The 15567-nt window shown below is 63.9% G+C and carries 17 protein-coding genes and 1 other RNA gene; 4 read left to right on the top strand and 14 right to left on the bottom strand.

What is annotated here, in order from left to right; all coding sequences use genetic code 11:
* Nucleotides 1–121: 121 nt before the first annotated feature.
* Complete coding sequence (azu, locus tag PAN08_RS13745) at nt 122–514, top strand: azurin (RefSeq protein WP_269792327.1); 393 nt, start codon at nt 122–124, stop codon at nt 512–514.
* Nucleotides 515–747: 233 nt separating this feature from the next.
* Here the strand turns inward: azu and hemL are convergent, their stop codons facing one another.
* Nucleotides 748–2040 (bottom strand): glutamate-1-semialdehyde 2,1-aminomutase, encoded by a 1293-nt coding sequence (gene hemL / locus PAN08_RS13740; RefSeq protein WP_269792072.1) that lies wholly within the window; start codon nt 2038–2040, stop codon nt 748–750.
* A gap of 177 nt (nt 2041–2217) precedes the next feature.
* Nucleotides 2218–2847 carry a thiamine phosphate synthase gene (gene thiE, locus PAN08_RS13735; RefSeq protein ID WP_269792071.1) on the bottom strand — a complete coding sequence of 210 codons (630 nt, stop codon included), beginning with the start codon at nt 2845–2847 and terminating at the stop codon, nt 2218–2220.
* Nucleotides 2848–2916: 69 nt separating this feature from the next.
* Between thiE and PAN08_RS13730 the strand changes: the two genes are divergently transcribed.
* Complete coding sequence (locus PAN08_RS13730) at nt 2917–3108, top strand: rubredoxin (RefSeq protein WP_269792070.1); 192 nt, start codon at nt 2917–2919, stop codon at nt 3106–3108.
* Nucleotides 3109–3295: 187 nt separating this feature from the next.
* Here PAN08_RS13730 and PAN08_RS13725 read toward each other — a convergent pair whose 3' ends face one another.
* From PAN08_RS13725 to PAN08_RS13690, 8 genes are all read right to left on the bottom strand, one after another.
* The gene (locus PAN08_RS13725; RefSeq protein WP_269792069.1) at nt 3296–4144 is read right to left on the bottom strand and encodes a SirB1 family protein; all 849 of its coding nucleotides are present in this window, start codon (nt 4142–4144) and stop codon (nt 3296–3298) included.
* A gap of 66 nt (nt 4145–4210) precedes the next feature.
* On the bottom strand, nt 4211–4663 hold the full coding sequence (locus tag PAN08_RS13720) for a DUF192 domain-containing protein (protein WP_269792068.1): 453 nt from the start codon (nt 4661–4663) through the stop codon (nt 4211–4213).
* A gap of 166 nt (nt 4664–4829) precedes the next feature.
* Complete coding sequence (gene rpiA / locus PAN08_RS13715) at nt 4830–5477, bottom strand: ribose-5-phosphate isomerase RpiA (protein WP_269792067.1); 648 nt, start codon at nt 5475–5477, stop codon at nt 4830–4832.
* 102 nt (nt 5478–5579) lie between these two features.
* Entirely contained in the window at nt 5580–6062 is a 483-nt protein-coding gene (locus PAN08_RS13710; RefSeq protein WP_269792066.1) for an EVE domain-containing protein, read from the bottom strand.
* Nucleotides 6059–6649, bottom strand: a complete 591-nt coding sequence (locus PAN08_RS13705) for a 5-formyltetrahydrofolate cyclo-ligase (protein ID WP_269792065.1) — start codon at nt 6647–6649, stop codon at nt 6059–6061. The genes PAN08_RS13710 and PAN08_RS13705 overlap by 4 nt, the downstream gene beginning before the upstream one ends.
* 164 nt (nt 6650–6813) lie before the next feature.
* Nucleotides 6814–6998, bottom strand: a non-coding RNA gene (gene ssrS, locus PAN08_RS13700) — 6S RNA.
* An 84-nt stretch (nt 6999–7082) separates the two neighbouring features.
* Nucleotides 7083–7382, bottom strand: a complete 300-nt coding sequence (locus PAN08_RS13695; RefSeq protein ID WP_269792064.1) for a cell division protein ZapA — start codon at nt 7380–7382, stop codon at nt 7083–7085.
* Nucleotides 7379–7600, bottom strand: a complete 222-nt coding sequence (locus PAN08_RS13690) for a TIGR02449 family protein (protein ID WP_269792063.1) — start codon at nt 7598–7600, stop codon at nt 7379–7381. The genes PAN08_RS13695 and PAN08_RS13690 overlap by 4 nt, the downstream gene beginning before the upstream one ends.
* A 126-nt stretch (nt 7601–7726) precedes the next feature.
* Between PAN08_RS13690 and PAN08_RS13685 the strand changes: the two genes are divergently transcribed.
* Together PAN08_RS13685 and pepP are read left to right on the top strand one after the other, a co-directional pair.
* Nucleotides 7727–8272: a YecA family protein gene (locus tag PAN08_RS13685; protein WP_269792062.1), complete on the top strand. Its 546-nt coding sequence runs from the start codon at nt 7727–7729 to the stop codon at nt 8270–8272.
* 8 nt (nt 8273–8280) lie between these two features.
* Nucleotides 8281–9627 (top strand): Xaa-Pro aminopeptidase, encoded by a 1347-nt coding sequence (gene pepP, locus PAN08_RS13680; protein ID WP_269792061.1) that lies wholly within the window; start codon nt 8281–8283, stop codon nt 9625–9627.
* 350 nt (nt 9628–9977) lie between these two features.
* Here the strand turns inward: pepP and pepQ are convergent, their stop codons facing one another.
* The 4 genes from pepQ to hemW all read right to left on the bottom strand — a co-directional run bounded on the left by pepQ (nt 9978) and on the right by hemW (nt 15532).
* Nucleotides 9978–11306: a Xaa-Pro dipeptidase gene (gene pepQ, locus PAN08_RS13675; protein ID WP_269792060.1), complete on the bottom strand. Its 1329-nt coding sequence runs from the start codon at nt 11304–11306 to the stop codon at nt 9978–9980.
* An 83-nt stretch (nt 11307–11389) separates the two neighbouring features.
* Complete coding sequence (locus PAN08_RS13670; protein WP_269792059.1) at nt 11390–11737, bottom strand: PilZ domain-containing protein; 348 nt, start codon at nt 11735–11737, stop codon at nt 11390–11392.
* A complete protein-coding gene (locus PAN08_RS13665; protein WP_269792058.1) occupies nt 11734–14196 on the bottom strand; it encodes a DUF1631 domain-containing protein in 2463 nt (820 codons plus the stop codon). Before PAN08_RS13665 ends, PAN08_RS13670 begins: the two co-directional genes overlap by 4 nt.
* Before the next feature lie 106 nt (nt 14197–14302).
* Nucleotides 14303–15532, bottom strand: a complete 1230-nt coding sequence (gene hemW / locus PAN08_RS13660; RefSeq protein WP_269792326.1) for a radical SAM family heme chaperone HemW — start codon at nt 15530–15532, stop codon at nt 14303–14305.
* Nucleotides 15533–15567: the final 35 nt, after the last annotated feature.

The raw sequence follows: 15567 nt of genomic DNA, 5'->3' as shown, positions 1-15567 counted from the left end.
CGCACATGTCCACGCGGGCCATTGCCTAGAATCAGCACAGATCAACTGATTTGCGGAGTCCCGAGTGAAGCGTTCCAGCCTGTTGTTGGCCCTTGCCGTCCTGTTGCCTGCGGCCCCGGCCATGGCCCGTACCTGCGCGATCACGCTGGAGAGCAACGACCGTATGCAGTTCTCGGTGCCGGAGATCCGTGTGGCGGCAGACTGCACGCAGGTGAACCTCACCCTCAAGCACACCGGGCGCATGCCGGCCACGGCGATGGGACACAACTGGGTGCTGACGCGCACGCCGGATTTCCAGCCAGTAGCGACCGCGGGCATGCGCTCAACCTTGTCCGACAGCTACCTGCCGAAGAATGATGCGCGGGTGATCGCATTCACGCCGGTGATTGGTGGCGGCCAGACCACGCAGGTGCGTTTTGCCACAAACAAGCTCACGCGCGGTGGTGATTACACGTTCTTTTGCTCGTTCCCCGGGCATTGGGGAATGATGAAGGGCAAGTTGGTGTTTGGTTGAGTAGGCGCGATTTGTGTTGTGTGGGTGGATGGGGCTTTTGAAGGCAATAGCTCCCTCACCCAACTGCTCTCCCGTGAACGGGAGAGGGGCGCAAGCAATGCAGTCTGCATAAGCGGCCTCCCTTCTCCCGCGTGCGGGCGAAGGTGCTCGAAGGGCGGATGAGAGGATGCTCTTCGCGAAACAAAAAAGGCCGGCATGAAGCCGGCCTTCTCATACGCGTAAAACCCAGCAGATCAACCCGCCGCAACCACCTTGAACGCCTCACGCGCCGCAGCCAACGTCGCGTCAATCACCGCGTCGTCATGCGCGCTGGACAGGAAGCCGGCTTCATACGCCGACGGCGCCAGAAACACACCGCGTTCGAGCATCGCGTGGAAGAATCGATTGAACGCGGGAATGTCGCACGCGGTCGCTTGCGCGTAGGTCTCGACCTTTTCGTCGGTGAAGAACAGGCCGAACATCGCACCGACCTGCGTAGTGGTCACAGCCACGCCGGCCTCGGCAGCGGCGGTTTCCAATCCAGCGCACAGGCGTGCGGTAGTGGCGGTGAGTCGGTCATGGAAGCCCGGCTGCTGGATCAACTCCAGCATCGCCAGACCCGCCGCCATCGCCACAGGATTGCCGCTGAGCGTACCGGCCTGGTAGATCGGGCCGGCAGGCGCGATCTGTGACAGCAGCTCACGACGACCGCCGTAAGCGCCCACCGGCATGCCGCCGCCGATGATCTTGCCGAAGGTAGAGAGGTCCGGAGTGATGCCGTAGTGCGCCTGCGCACCGCCCAGTGCCACGCGGAAGCCGGTCATCACCTCGTCGAAGATCAACAGCGTGCCGTACTGCGTGCACAGCGTGCGCAGATGCTGCAGATAGCCTTCGCGCGGCGGGATGCAGTTGGCGTTGCCAACGACCGGCTCGATGATCAAGCCGGCGATGTCGGCGCCCTGCTGCTCGAACAGCGCGGTGGCCGCGTCGAAATCGTTGTAGGGCAGGGTGAGGGTGAGTTCGCTCAAGCCGGCAGGTACGCCCGGCGATGTCGGTACGCCCAAGGTCAACATGCCGCTGCCGGCTTTGACCAGGAACGAGTCGCCGTGGCCGTGGTAGCAGCCCTCGAACTTCACGATCTTGTTGCGGCCGGTCGCACCGCGCGCCAGACGGATGGCTGACAGCGTGGCCTCGGTGCCGGAGTTGACCATGCGCACCATTTCGCAGGACGGCACCAATCGGGTGATGGTTTCGGCCATGGTCACTTCTGCCGCGCATGGCGCACCGAACGACAAACCGTTACCGATCGCCTGCTGCACCGCTTCACGCACTGCCGGGTGGTTATGGCCGACGATCATCGGGCCCCACGAACCGACGTAGTCGATGTAGGCGTTGTCATCCACGTCGTAGAGATACGCGCCATCGGCGCGCTGCACGAAGAAGGGTTCACCGCCGACCGACTTGAACGCGCGCACCGGTGAATTGACGCCGCCGGGGAGCAGCTTCTGGGCGCGCTCGAACAAGGCGTGGGATTGGGCGTGGTTCATTGCGAAAGCTCCTGTGTAAGGCATTTGATCAAAGCCCCTCTCTCATGGGAGAGGGCGTGGGGTGCGGTAGGAGCCCCGGTATTGCAGGCTTCGCCCGTACTCCCATCCGCCCTTTCGGGGCACCTTCCCCCGGCGAGGGAAGCGGGAATTCGTAGTTTTCATGCGCCATGGGCGCTTTTAATCCAACGTGAAACAACGGCGATAGGCCTGTAACGCAGCGACCGGATCAGCTTCGGAAAATACGCCGCTGATGATCGCGATCAGGTCAGCGCCGGCCTCTACGACAGGCCGGGAATTGTCCGGCGTCAGCCCGCCGATAGCCACCCGAGGCACGCCCAGTGCGGCACTTTGTCGCAGCAGTTCGGGTGATGCCCGGCGCGGCGTTATCTTGCTGCGGCTTGGGAAAAACGCGCCGAAGGCGACGTAACTGGCGCCGGCCTGCACCGCGCGCTGGGCCAGTTCCAACTGGTCGTAACAGGAGGCGCCAATGATGGCTTGCGGCCCGAGCAGGGCGCGGGCAGCGGCGATGTCGCCATCGTCCTCGCCCAGATGTACGCCGGCGGCACCTACCGCATGGGCCAGTGCCGCATCGTCGTTGATGATCAGCGGCACATTCGCCGCGGCGCACAACGCCTGCAGGGCCTGCGCCTGTGTCAGGCGGTTCGACGCATCCACCGCCTTGTTGCGGTACTGCAGCCAGGTGGTGCCGGCCAGTAGCGGCTTCACCCGTTCCAGCAGGCGCGCGCTGTCGGTTTCGTCCGGGGTGATCAGGTAAACGCCGCGCGGGGCGGTGAGGGCATGGGGCATGAATGGCTACCGGTACGGCGGCGGGAGTGTGACAATCAACGCCGTTTCTTTGTCCGGCGATTATCCCCGATGTCCGACGCCTCGGCCTCCCTCTTCCGCAACTGGATGTGCGTTGTCTGCGGTTTCATCTACCGCGAGGCCGATGGCTTGCCGGAAGAGGGCATTCCACCGGGTACGCGCTGGGAAGACGTGCCTGACACTTGGACCTGCCCGGATTGCGGCGTGACCAAGGACGATTTCGAGATGATTGAACTGGATTGACGTCGCACGTTGGCGCGACGACGGCTGCTGAATCGGCAGCCGGCAGCAATCGCTCGTATCTGTGGAGCGTCCGTAGGGCGACATGAAGCCGCCGGCAGGGTGGGCGAACGCCGTTTCTACGCAGGCGGTACGCCGCTGCGGCCCGTCAGCCGGGATCAAATTCCCGGCCTACAGGCGCTATGCCACCTCAATGCAGCCTCGGTCGCTCGCCGCCTAGTTCGATCAGGCGATCGCGGACGCTGCCGGCGTCGGCCGCTTCCGGTTCCATCTTCAGGTAGGTGGAAAAGTCGGCACGCGCGCCGGCCAGGTGCTTAAGTTCCAGATACGCCAAGCCACGGTCGCGCACGGCGTCGGCCTGTTTGGGTGCCAGTTTGAGGATGCGGTCGGCGCTACGTGCGGCGCGATCCCACTCGCCGCGTTCGACATACACGCCATGCAGATTGCGCAGCATGCGCATCAAGATCGCCCGGTGCGGGGCCGGGTCGAGAATTTGTGCCAGTACAGTGTCATCGGGCGTTTCACCGCCCAGATTGCTGCGGGCGCGCTCGCGCAGTTCATCCACGCTCAGCGGGCGGCCGCCATTGAATGGATCCATGATGAGTACGCCATCTTCCACCGGCAGCCTCACCAGGAAATGGCCTGGGAAGGAAATGCCTTCCAGCGGCAGGCCGAGTCGGCGAGCGACTTCTATCTGCACCAGCGCCAGTGAGATGGGGTTGCCCAAGCGACGCTCGAACACCTCATTGAGGTAGCTGTTGCGCGGGTCGTAGTACTCGTCGTTGTTGCCGCTGTAGCCCAACTCGTTGAAAAGATGGTGGTTGATTGCGGCGATCTTCAGTGGCCATTCGCCAGTGGCCTCGACTTCCACGCGCAGATGGTCGGCGTGTGACTGCAGCATCCGGTCATAGGCGGCGGGGTCCAGTTCTGGGTATTCGTCGCTGGCGATCAGCAGCGCGGTCGGCAGCAGGGGCAGCGCGTCGTCGGACAGGCTGGCCAGTTCATCCCAGATCGGCAGGGTGAGGCGTGTATCAGACATGGCTTCAAGACTGCGGGCAAAGCGGCGCCGGTTCAAGGCCGGCGCGGTGCGGCGTGTGGCGCAGGTTCAATCGGCCTTGGGAATACCCGGGCCGAAGGTCAGCTCGGCACCGTCCTGCAGATTGAGCTTGGCGGCTTGGCCAGCATTGAGTTCAAGCACATAACGCGCCGGCTTGAAGCTGGGGTAAGGCGGGCACATGTCGCCGGCCGAGCAGGGCGGCACGTCACGCTGTTGGCTGACCAGGCGACGCTCGGTGTCGAAGTACAGGATGTCCAGCGGCAGCTTGGTGTTCTTCATCCAGTACGCCTGCGGTTCCTGGCGGTCATGGATGAACAGCATGCCGTGGTCGGCATCCATCTGTTCGCGGAACATCAGGCCACGGGCGCGGGTGTCGTCGTCCTGCGCCAGTTCCACCTGGTAACGGCTACCGGCCAATTCGACCCAATGCCTGCCATCGGCGCTGGCGCAACCGGCAAGGGTAAGCAGGGAGATCAACAGGAATGAGCGCAGCAAGTACATGGGCGGGGCCTGAGAGCGGGGAGTAAGAGATGAGAGAGAGTGGGCAACAGCCCGGACGCTCACTGCATGTTGCTGCTTTGGAACTTCAGGGTGAAAGAGGTGGGAGCGGGAAGTCGCGGCGCGGTGGGCAGATGCGGCCTTCCTGAACCTCATTCACCCCGTGGCTTCAAAGTACTTGCGGCGGCTCGCCACCGACAATCACCACGTCGGCCGGGCGGCGGGCGAACAGGCCCACGCAGACCACGCCGGGGATCTGGTTGAGCTCCAATTCCAGCTTCACCGGGTCGGTGATGGCCAGGTTGTGGATGTCGAGGATGACGTTGCCGTTGTCGGTGACCACGCCGTCGCGCCATACCGGTTGGCCGCCGGTGCGGGCCAGGATTTCGCGCGCCACCAGGCTGCGTGCCATCGGGATCACTTCCACCGGCAGCGGGAACTTGCCCAACACCTGGACCTGCTTGCTCGGGTCGACGATGCAGACGAACTTCTTGCTGGCCTCGGCGATGATCTTCTCGCGGGTCAGTGCGGCGCCACCACCCTTGATCAGGTTCTTGTTGCCGTCGCACTCATCGGCGCCATCCACGTACAGCGACAGCGTGCCGGCATGGTTTAGATCCATCACTTCGATGCCGTGTGACTTGAGCAGGGCGGTGCTCTGGTCCGAGCTGGAAACCGCGCCTTCGATCTGGTCCTTGATGCGGGCCAGTGCCTCGATGAAATAGGCAACGGTGGAGCCGGTACCGACACCGACAATCATTCCCTTCTCGACATACTCGATGGCTTTTTCGGCGGCCAGGCGCTTGGCTTCAGACATGGTGGGCTCAATCAGGTGGGAAGAATTTGTTCGTTGCAGGAGCGGCTTCAGCCGTGAGGCCGCCAGTGATGCAGGGCCTCGTACAACCTGCATTCAATGCGTTCAGCCTGGCTTCTTTTCCAGCGACAGCAGCAGCTTCCACTGCGCGGCGGTTACCGGGAAAACAGACAGCCGGTTGCCCTTGGCGGTCAGCGGAAAACCTTCGCCCAGCTGCTCGGCATGCTGTTTGATTTCGTCCAGTGCGATCACCTGCGCCAGCTTGCGCTCGAAACCTACGTCCACCAGCATCCAGCGCGGTTCCTCGCGGGTGCTCTTGGGGTCGTAATAGTCCGATTGGGGGTCGAACTGTGTGTCGTCCGGGTAGGCCTCACTTGCCACCGTGGCGATGCCGACAATACCTGGCACCTTGGTGTTGGAGTGGTAGAACAGGATGCCGTCGCCCACCTTCATGCCATCGCGCATGAAATTGCGCGCCTGGTAATTGCGCACACCGTTCCATGGTTCGGTGCCTACGCGCTGCAGGTCGTCGATGGAAAAGGCGTCCGGTTCGGACTTCATCAGCCAGTAGCGCTTGCGGGCGGTCATGCGTTCAACGGTTCCGGGTAGAGAGTGGCCTGCTCGGTACAGATCGCATCGACCGTCACGTCCCAGTCTTCGACAGGGAGTGTGGGTACTTGCTGGGCGGCAAAACCGACCCCAACCAACCACGGCGGCGCGGCCTGGCGCTGCCGGAATGCGAAGCTGCGATCATACCAGCCGCCTCCCATGCCCAGCCGCTGGCCCAGCGGGTCGAAACCGACCAGCGGTGCCACGACCAACGCCATCTCCTCCGGCCGCAGCGCCTGCGCCGGGTCTACGTCCGGCTCGGGAATGCCGTAGCGGTTGCTCACCAATGCCTGCCCCGGCCGCCATGGCGCAAAGCGCAGCAGCTTGCGGTGCAGCACCGGTAGGCAATAGATCTGTTGAGGCGGTAGCTGCATCTGCCAACGGTGCAGCGCGATCTCCCCGTCCATCGCCCAATAGCCGGCAACGTGGCCGCTGATATCGGCAAAGGGCAGGGAAAGCAGGTGCGCGGCGAGGGTTTCAGCGGCGGCGATGCGCACGGCGGCAGGAATGTCGCGGCGGCGTTGGCGCAGTTGCTGGCGAAGGGTCTGGCGGTGGTCGGCAGTCATCGGCACAGGGTAGCGGAGTCAGGTTTGAAAGCCCCCCTCCCGCCCGCGGGAGAGGGGTTGGGGTGAGGGTATTACCCCAACACTCATCCGGCGCTACGCGCCACATTTCCCAAACGGAGAACGGAAAAGAAGAACGGCGCCGTTAGGCGCCGTTCCAGAATATTGCATTCTCCGCGGTGACGATGCGTGCGAAACGACCTTGAACCCGGGGTTCAAGTGGGAACGCTGGGGGGCCATCGGGCTTCCCGCTACAAGGCGGACTTGCACACCCGGCTCCGTCGCGCCCCCGTGGTCGTAATTAAGGGACAAGGCGAATGTTTGCACACGCCGTCGTTCACAGCAGAGAACGCGGGGCAAGTATAGCCGGTTGCGCCGGCGGGGGGAGCCTTTTCAGGCGTGTGTCCAATTCACTTGCCTGAGCGACTCAGCTGAATCAACGCGCGTTGTCGATGGCGATATCCAGGCGCTGGTTGAGCTCATTCAACGCGGCCTGGAAGCGCTGTTGCTGCGAGGCCTGCTCGTCACGGACCTGCTGCAGCTCATGCGCCAGATTGAGCGCGGCCAGCACTGCAACCCGGTCCACGGCCGCCATGCGGTTGCTGCCACGGATCTCGCGCATCTTGGCATCAAGCATGCGTGCAGCGGCGTTGAGGCTGTCGCGCTCGGCGGTTTCGACACCCACCGTGTACTCGCGGTCGAGGATGCGGACGCTGACCGGTTCGTTGTGGCTCACGTGTGCTGCTCCAACGATTTGAGTCGGGTGATCATGGCTTCCACCCGCGAGCGGGCCTGCTCATTCTTGGCCAGCAGCTGGGAGCGTTCATTCATCAATTGTTCCTGCTGCTGGCGCAGGCTCCGGTTCTCATCGGCCAACCGCTGGTTGCGCTCGAGCAGCAGCTCGAGACGGGAAACGAGGGCAAGCAGCTGGCCGGCGGGGTCGAAGGCGTTCATGGTTGGCACGATAGGCATGCCGGGGAGGGGTGGTCAAGGTGGATGACGCAGCCCGATTGATACACTGTGCGGCCGTCGCCATGTTGCCCATGGTTGCGACCCTTTCCCGCTTTACAGAACTGTCACATGAGCGAACTTCCTGTCATCAACGACATTGTCCAGGCCAGCCAGTCGCTGGGCCTGGGTGCTTCCCCGGCTGAACTCCATGGCGGCCTGACCGGTTGGTTGGCTGGCGGCGGTGCCGACCTCCAAGCCTGGCCTGCCAAAGTACTGGCCGACGACAACATGCAGACCCCAGAGGCCGGTAGTGCATTGGACCGCCTGCGCCAAGCCACCGTGGCGCAGTTGGAAGACCCTGACTTCGCCTTCGAACTGGTGCTGGCCGACGCGGCGGAACCGCTGCAGGCGCGCACCGATGCGTTGTTCGAGTGGTGCCGCGCCTTCCTCGGCGGCTTCGGCCTGGCTTCGGGCAAGCGCCCGGCGCTGAGCGAAGAAGGCGAGGAGGCACTGCAGGATCTGGCGCGTCTGGCGCAGGCCTCCAGCGACCAGTTCGACAGTGCCGATGAAGATGAAGATGCATTGGCCGAGATTGAAGAGTTTGTCCGCGTTGCCGCGCTGCTGCTGCACGGCGATTGCGTGATGGGCTCGCGCCACCGTCAGAGCCTCAACTGAGGGACCGCATGAAGCGTCTTTCCGGGATCACCCCCGCCGAGTACGCGCGTCGCCGCCGGCAACTGATGGAAGCGGCCGGTGACGATGCCATTCTGGTGTTGCCGGCTGCGCCTGAGCGCGTACGCAGTCACGACACGTTCTACCCCTACCGTCAGGATTCGGATTTCTGGTACCTGAGCGGTTTTCAGGAACCGGAGGCCGTGCTGGTATTGATCCCGGGCCGCCGCCATGGCGAGACGATCCTGTTCTGCCGCGAGCGTGACCCGGACCGCGAAGCCTGGGACGGCCCGCGCGAAGGTCAGGACGGCGCGGTGGCGCATTACGGCATGGATGACGCCTATCCCATCGAGGACCTGGACGAAATCCTGCCCGGCCTGCTGGAAGGGCGTTCGCGCGTTTATTACCACTTTGGCCGCGATGCGGATTTCGACCTCAAGCTGATCGGCTGGGTGAACCGTGTGCGCTCACAGGTGCGCCACGGCGCGCAACCGCCGCACGAGTTTCTGGAGCTGGGCCACTTGCTGCACGAGCAGCGGCTGTACAAATCGGCGGATGAAATCGCGCTGATGCAGACCGCGGCCGACATCAGCGTGCGCGCGCACCGCGCAGCAATGCGTGCCGCGCGCGCTGGCATTCATGAGTACGAGCTGCAGGCAGAGATTGAGCGTGAATTCCGCCGGCACGATGCCTGCCCGGCGTACAGCAGCATCGTCGGCGCTGGTGCCAATGCGTGCGTGCTGCATTACCGCGACAATCGCAGCGGCAGCCGCGATGGTGACCTGGTGTTGATCGACGCCGGTGCCGAGTACCTTGGCTACGCCAGCGACATTACCCGTACGTTCCCGGTCAACGGACGCTTCACACCGGAGCAACGCGCGCTGCATGACCTGGTGTTGGCCGCGCAGGTTGCGGCGCTGGAACAGGCGCAACCGGGCATTGCCTACGAAGAAGGGCATCTGGCGGCGGTCGAGGTATTGACCGAAGGCTTGTTGCAGCTTGGCCTGCTGAAGGGCGACCTGGAAGAAAACATCCTCGAACGTCATTACCAGCGTTTTTACCGGCACAAGACCGGGCATTGGCTGGGTTTGGACGTGCACGACGTGGGTGATTACCGGGTGGCCGGTGAGTCGCGTCTGCTGGAGCCGGGCATGGTGTTCACCATCGAGCCGGGCCTGTACATCTCGCCGGAGGACCGCAGCGTGGATGCGCGTTGGCGCGGTATTGGGATTCGCATCGAGGACGATGTGCTGATCACCGAGGAGGGTCACCGGGTGTTGACCGGCGCGCTGGAGCGCAGTGCCGACGAGATCGAGGCGTTCATGGCTGAGCGCCTGGGCACGTTGGTTTTGGATTGAGGTGCATGCAGAAACATGGCCCCGGGTGAGCGAGAGCTTATCCGGGGTTTTTTATGGGCGAGGGCGTTGCGGTTGCTTTACTGCTCAAGCGCACCTGCGGCGCAGGAAAGGAAAAGCAATGCGTGTGCTTCTGTAGCACGGGCAAGGGTGAACGCACCCGGGATGTACGAAGGGAATGCAAAACATCAGAACCCGGATGCATTGCACATCCGGGCAAATCATCACGGCGGAAGACCTGGCGCTGACGGTGCTATTTCGAGCGTGAAGGCGACAGGTTTACCTGCCGCCTGAAGGCGCTCCTGTCACTCAAGCGCGATTTGAGCCTGCCCGCATGCTGCCCAAACCCAGCATCAAGCCTGTGCGGCAAACGCCGGGCGGGTGAGGTTGTCCGCTTCGCCGTCGGTGCACAACACTTCGTCTTCGATACGGACACCGCCGTAGGGGCGGAAGAAGTCCACGCGGTCCCAGTTCACGCTGGCCGCGTTGCCGGCCTTCTTCACTTCATCCAGCAGCATGTCGATGAAATACAGTCCCGGTTCAATGGTCACCACCATGCCCGGCTCCAGTACGCGGGTCATGCGCAGGTACGGGTGGCCAGTGGGGCGCTCGACGCGGCCGCCGTTCTCGCCTGCGGCGAAGCCAGCCACGTCATGTACCTGGGCGCCGATCAAATGACCGATGCCATGCGGGAAGAATGCCGCGCTGACGCCGGTGGCCAGGGCGGCTTCCGGTGAGACGTTGATCACCCCGAAATCCTTGAGGATGCCCATCAACGACAGGTGTGCATCGACGTGCAGCTGCTTGTAGTCGAAACCAGCGCGCACCGCCTGGCACATCTTGAGCTGCGCGGCGTCCACCGCGTTGATCAAGGCCTGGAACTCGTCATGGCCGGTGCTGGCATAGGTGCGGGTGATGTCGCTGGCATAGCCATACGCCGAGGCACCGGCGTCGATCAGGAAGCTGCGCAGCGGCTGCGGTGCCTGCTTGCCCAGGTCGGTGTAATGCAGCACGGCCGCATGCTCGTTGAGGCCGATGATGTTGCCGTAGGGCAGTTCATTGGCGTCCTGGCCAACGGCGCTGCAGTACGCCATGTGGATATCGAACTCGCTGGCGCCTGCACGGAACGCTGCCTCGGCTGCGCGGTGGCCGCGTACTGCGTGCACCTGGGCCTGGCGCATCAATGCGATTTCGTAAGGCGTCTTGTAGCCGCGGTGCCAATCCAGGTAGTTGATGACCACGTCAGGATTATTCGGCGCATAGCCGCCCAGTGCGCTTTGTGCTTCGCCAAGGATGGCGCAGCGGCTGGGGTCCTTCGGCAACAGCGCCAGCGCTTCTTCCGGCTTGCGGATGATATGGATATCGAAATGCTCCACCCACCAGCCGCTGGGCGCATCCGGCACCACGTGCCAGTAGTCGAACGGCTGGTAGAACACCAACGTCGGGCGCTTGCCGGGGGTGTGGATCAGCCAGCTGTAAGGCAGCTTGGTCAGCGGCAGCCAGGTCTTGAACTGCGGGTTGACCGCGTAGGGGTAGTCGCGGTCGTCAAACACCTGGTAATGCTGGGTGCCACTGGGGATGACCAGATGGTCGAAGCCGGCGCGCGCCAGTGCCGTGTTGGCGCGGTCGGTGAGCACGCCCAGGTGCTGGGAATACAGGGTGCCGGGATCTTGCTGGTTCATCGCGGTGGCTCGCTTGCAGGTGCGTGATGCGGAGCGCTGATTTTGCCGCAATCGCCCGCCTGCCGCTGTGCCGTTTTCGGCACTCAGGCTGGCGGTAGGCGATCCTCTATCCAGCGTTGGAGCTGCTCGCGCTGGCCTTTGTCCAAGGTCAGGAAGCGGAAGCCAGCCCACGATTGGTCGGGCGCATGCGTGGGTTCGCACCACAACAGATGAACGCCGACGTCGATCTGCAGTTGCCCGCCGCGGCCATCGGCAATAGCGAACTGCAGCTGGTACAGGGCATCTTCCTGCAACGCCACGGAGGTGATCAGCAGCATGCCGGTTTCGGATATGTTGCCGAGCCGGCCGATCTGGGCGCCGGTCATCTGGTCGCGTACCGGCACCATTTCAGGGACCTGCAATCGCGGCGCGCGGCGGGTGTTGGTGATCATGCGGACTCCCCGTCATTGGAGGCTTGGCCGGCAATCGAGCGCAATGCGCGCACGGTGGCCTGCCAGGCACGGTCGATCAGGCGGCCACGGTCTTCGGTGACGATGCGCAGCTGGCCCTTGGCCATCAATCGCGACAGCGAATCGAGGGAGTGTTCGGAAACCTTCTGGCCGCGTTGGTTGACGAACAGGGCGTTGTCGGTAATCAGGCTGTACCAGGACAGGCGCTGGCGGCGGTTGTCGCCCTGTTGGTTGACGGTGAATTCAAACCAGGTGCCGAACGGCAACGTACGCAGTAGGCGGTGGTGCGCCTCTTCCTCGTCGCTGCGCATCGGCTGGGCTTTTTTGCGGCGGCCCTCTTCTTCGTCAGGGTCGCCGGCTTCGCCCAGGCGCGCGCGCGCCTTGAGCCTGGCGGCCAGTTCGGTGCGGGAGACAAGCGTGTCTTCGCCACCGGGTGTGGAAAGCCGCCGCGAGATCGCCGCCGCCTCGTCCTGGTGGTAACCCACCTGCAGCAGTGCTTGTTCGATTTCTTCGCCGAAGGCCGCGTCAGCCGCGCCGCCGGGCGCCATGCCGGTGATTTCGCTGATGCGGCGCGTGGCCTGCTCGCGCTGCAGCCATTCGTTCGAGCCTTCGCCCTGACGCAGCAGCGTGAGAGTGAGCACGTCGGCCCATGCCTTGCGCAGCAGGGTCTGCACGAACTTCGGCAGCTCGGTGGTCTGGCACAGCTCGTCGATGGTGTGATTGGCCAATTGTTTGGCCGCTTCCAGACGTTCCTTGCCACGCGCGGCTTCTATCTGCCGGCGCTCGGCCATCTCAGCGCGTCGTGCCGCAGCGCGCAGATGCCCCTGAATGTGATCGTTGGCTTCGACAAAGACTGCTTCGTCGCCCTGGTAGTCGGTGACCACCTTGTTGACCGCATCTTTGAGCTTGAGCAGCAGCAGCGGATCGCTGTCTTCGTCGCTGAGCCAGACCGCGCCGGACTCGGCCACCGCGTTGAGCAGCTCACGTGCCGGGTGCTGGTCGCGCAGGAAGAATTCCTGGTCGCCAATGGCGGCGCGGGCCAGGGGTACCTGCAAACGTTGCAACAGATCGGCGGCCGGGCCTTCGGTACGGACTTCGCGCTGCAGCTGGGAATACAACATGCCCAGCAGATCCATCGTGTCGGCGTCCTGCACCGAGAGCGTTGCGGCCGGGCCGTGTTCTGCCTTGACCTGAGACAGCAGTGCGTCGCGGATGTCGGCAATGCTGTGGCGGCTACCAGATGACGCTGCTGGCGCCTGCAGTTTGCCCAGCACGCTCATCGCCACCTGGCTGGACACGGGCACCGCCGGTGCGCTTGCGTTGGTCGCCGGGGCATGCCCGGTGCCGGATTGCAGCTGCGTGCCGCCGTGCTGCGGCATTGAACCGCCGGTGCCTGCAGCCCCCAACATTCCTGCTGAACCGGCAACCGCGCCTACGGCTGCGGCAGCGCCCATGGTGCCGGCTCCCACCGAACCACCGGCGGCCATCGTCAGTGCGTGACGGGCGGCATCCAGCAAGGTGTGCAGGCCGTCCATGTTTGCGGGATTGGCCCCGCTGCCCGTTGCGGCCGACGGCGGCGCAGCCTGAGCTCCACCGTGTCCGGCAGCACCGGGTTGGATGGCGCCTTGGAGTTCACTGGAAATGCTGGCCCATGACGCGGCCGGTGCTTGGCCTTGCCAGCTGGTCAGCGGTGCCTGACCGGCGCGGGCCGGCGCACCACTGGCATCGGTATGACTGCCCGCAGCGCCTGCACCGCGCGGTGCGGAAGGGCGGGGCAGGTGCGGGCGGTAGATCAGGCCGGGCAGCACGCCCTCGCGTTCGAGCAGGATGTTCAGGCGATCGATCAACTCGGCATGGCGTGCCATGACCATGCGATCAAAAACTTGATACAGCACCAGCTGAGCATCGAGGTTGAGCTGCATCTGTTCGCCGCAATCACGCAAAGCGCGGCACAGTGCGTACGGGCCCAGCGGTAAACGCTCGGGATCGAACGCCGGCTGCGCCGCCAGCACTGCGAAACGTTGGCCGAGCAGCAGCAACGGGCTGGTGACGCGGAAGGATTCGCGCCGTGCCATTTCGTGCAGCACGATGTCACGGTCGATATCGGTGTCTTCGACCAGCGTCATTGATTTGAACGTGGCCGCATGCGCTTCGGCGCTGGGCTTGGGCGGCTCTTTGAATGCCGCCAATTGCCCTGCCAAGGCGTCCAGGAAAATGTCCGGCAACTGTTCGGCATGCTCACGCAGCACCCGCAGTTGCGCGTAGACATCGGATTGGGTCTGGCTGTTGTGGGCCATCTCCGCGCGCTTGAACAAGGCGCGCTCAAAGTCGATGGCGGTCAGCTGCAGCGGTGTGCGCAGGACTTCGTCGGTAACCTGGAACGTACTTTCCAGTAGTTGACGTACGCGGGCAGGCGCCGGCGTAGCCGCGACCCGAGCCATTGCCTGGCTGGATGAACGTGGTGCAGTCCCTGACATCCTGGTTCCTTCCCCCTTAATGGGCGAGTTCTATCATTTTTGTGATGCGATCACCACTTTGGTGGTGTGCTCACGCCAAGAATAATTCCACCACATCATTGGTGAAGCGGCGGCCGAGATCGGTGGGTGTCCAGTGGTCATTGCTGTTTGCAAGCCAGCCACGGGCGATTGCGGTGTCCAGTGCTGGCTGCAGCACGCTGCGCTGCAAACCGGTGCGGGATTCAAAATCGCGCAGGGTGAAGCCTTCGTGCAGTCGCAGCAGGTTGAGCATGTACTCGAACGGCAGGCGGTCCGCGCTGATCACATCGTCGCCTCCGATGGACGCTGCCGTGCCGGCGGTATCCATGAAGGTTTGCGGGTGCTTGTGCTTCCAGCGGCGCAGCACGTGCTGCTCGGCGCCGGAGCTGATCTTGCCGTGCGCGCCGGCACCAATGCCGAGGTAGTCGCCGAAGCGCCAGTAATTGAGGTTGTGCGCGCACTGGTAGCCGTCGCGCGCATAGGCGCTGACTTCGTAGTGGCCATAACCGGCCTGGGCAAGCAGGGCCTGGCAGTGCTCCTGGATATCCCACGCGCTGTCTTCGTCGGGAATGCCCTGCGGCGGCCGTGCGAAGAACACCGTGTTCGGCTCCAGCGTGAGCTGGTAGTGCGAGATGTGAGTGGGGTTCAGTGCGAAGGCGCGCTCCAGATCGTGCTCGGCTTGCGCCAACGTCTGCTGCGGCAATGCGTACATCAGGTCGATGTTGAAGTTGTTGTAACCGGCGTCCTGCGCCAGCTTCACCGCGCGCTCGGCTTCGCCACTGTCGTGGATGCGACCCAGGCGCTTGAGCGCCTCATCATTGAAGGTTTGGATGCCGAAGCTGATGCGGTTCACCCCGGCTGCGCGGTAACGGTCGAAGCGGCCATGCTCGGCGGTGCCCGGGTTGGTCTCCAGCGTCACTTCCAGATTCGGTGCGAAACGCAGCCGTGCGCTGGCCGCTTGAAGGAAACGATCGATGGCTTCCGGCGGGAACAGGCTGGGCGTGCCACCGCCGAAGAAAACGCTGCTGACCACTCGCCCCCAGACCAGTGGCAGATCCTGATCCAAGTCACGGATCAGCGCGTCGATGTAGGCATCGAAAGGAAGCTCGCCTTTGGCGGCATGCGAGTTGAAATCGCAATACGGACATTTGCGCACGCACCAGGGCAGGTGCACGTAGAGCGACAACGGCGGCGGCACCAGCCGCAGGCCGGCGTCGTGGCCGTGATCGTCCGAACAGCTTTCGCCGGGAAGGTGGTTGCAGTGGTCGTGGGAGTGCGGCATGGCTGGCAGGGTGGACGAAGGAGTGGAAAGCCGTG

Origin of the sequence: Stenotrophomonas sp. Iso1, assembly GCF_027497995.1 — a bacterium.
In the GTDB taxonomy this organism is placed as follows: domain Bacteria; phylum Pseudomonadota; class Gammaproteobacteria; order Xanthomonadales; family Xanthomonadaceae; genus Stenotrophomonas.
This window is presented reverse-complemented; position numbering and strand designations above follow the sequence as displayed.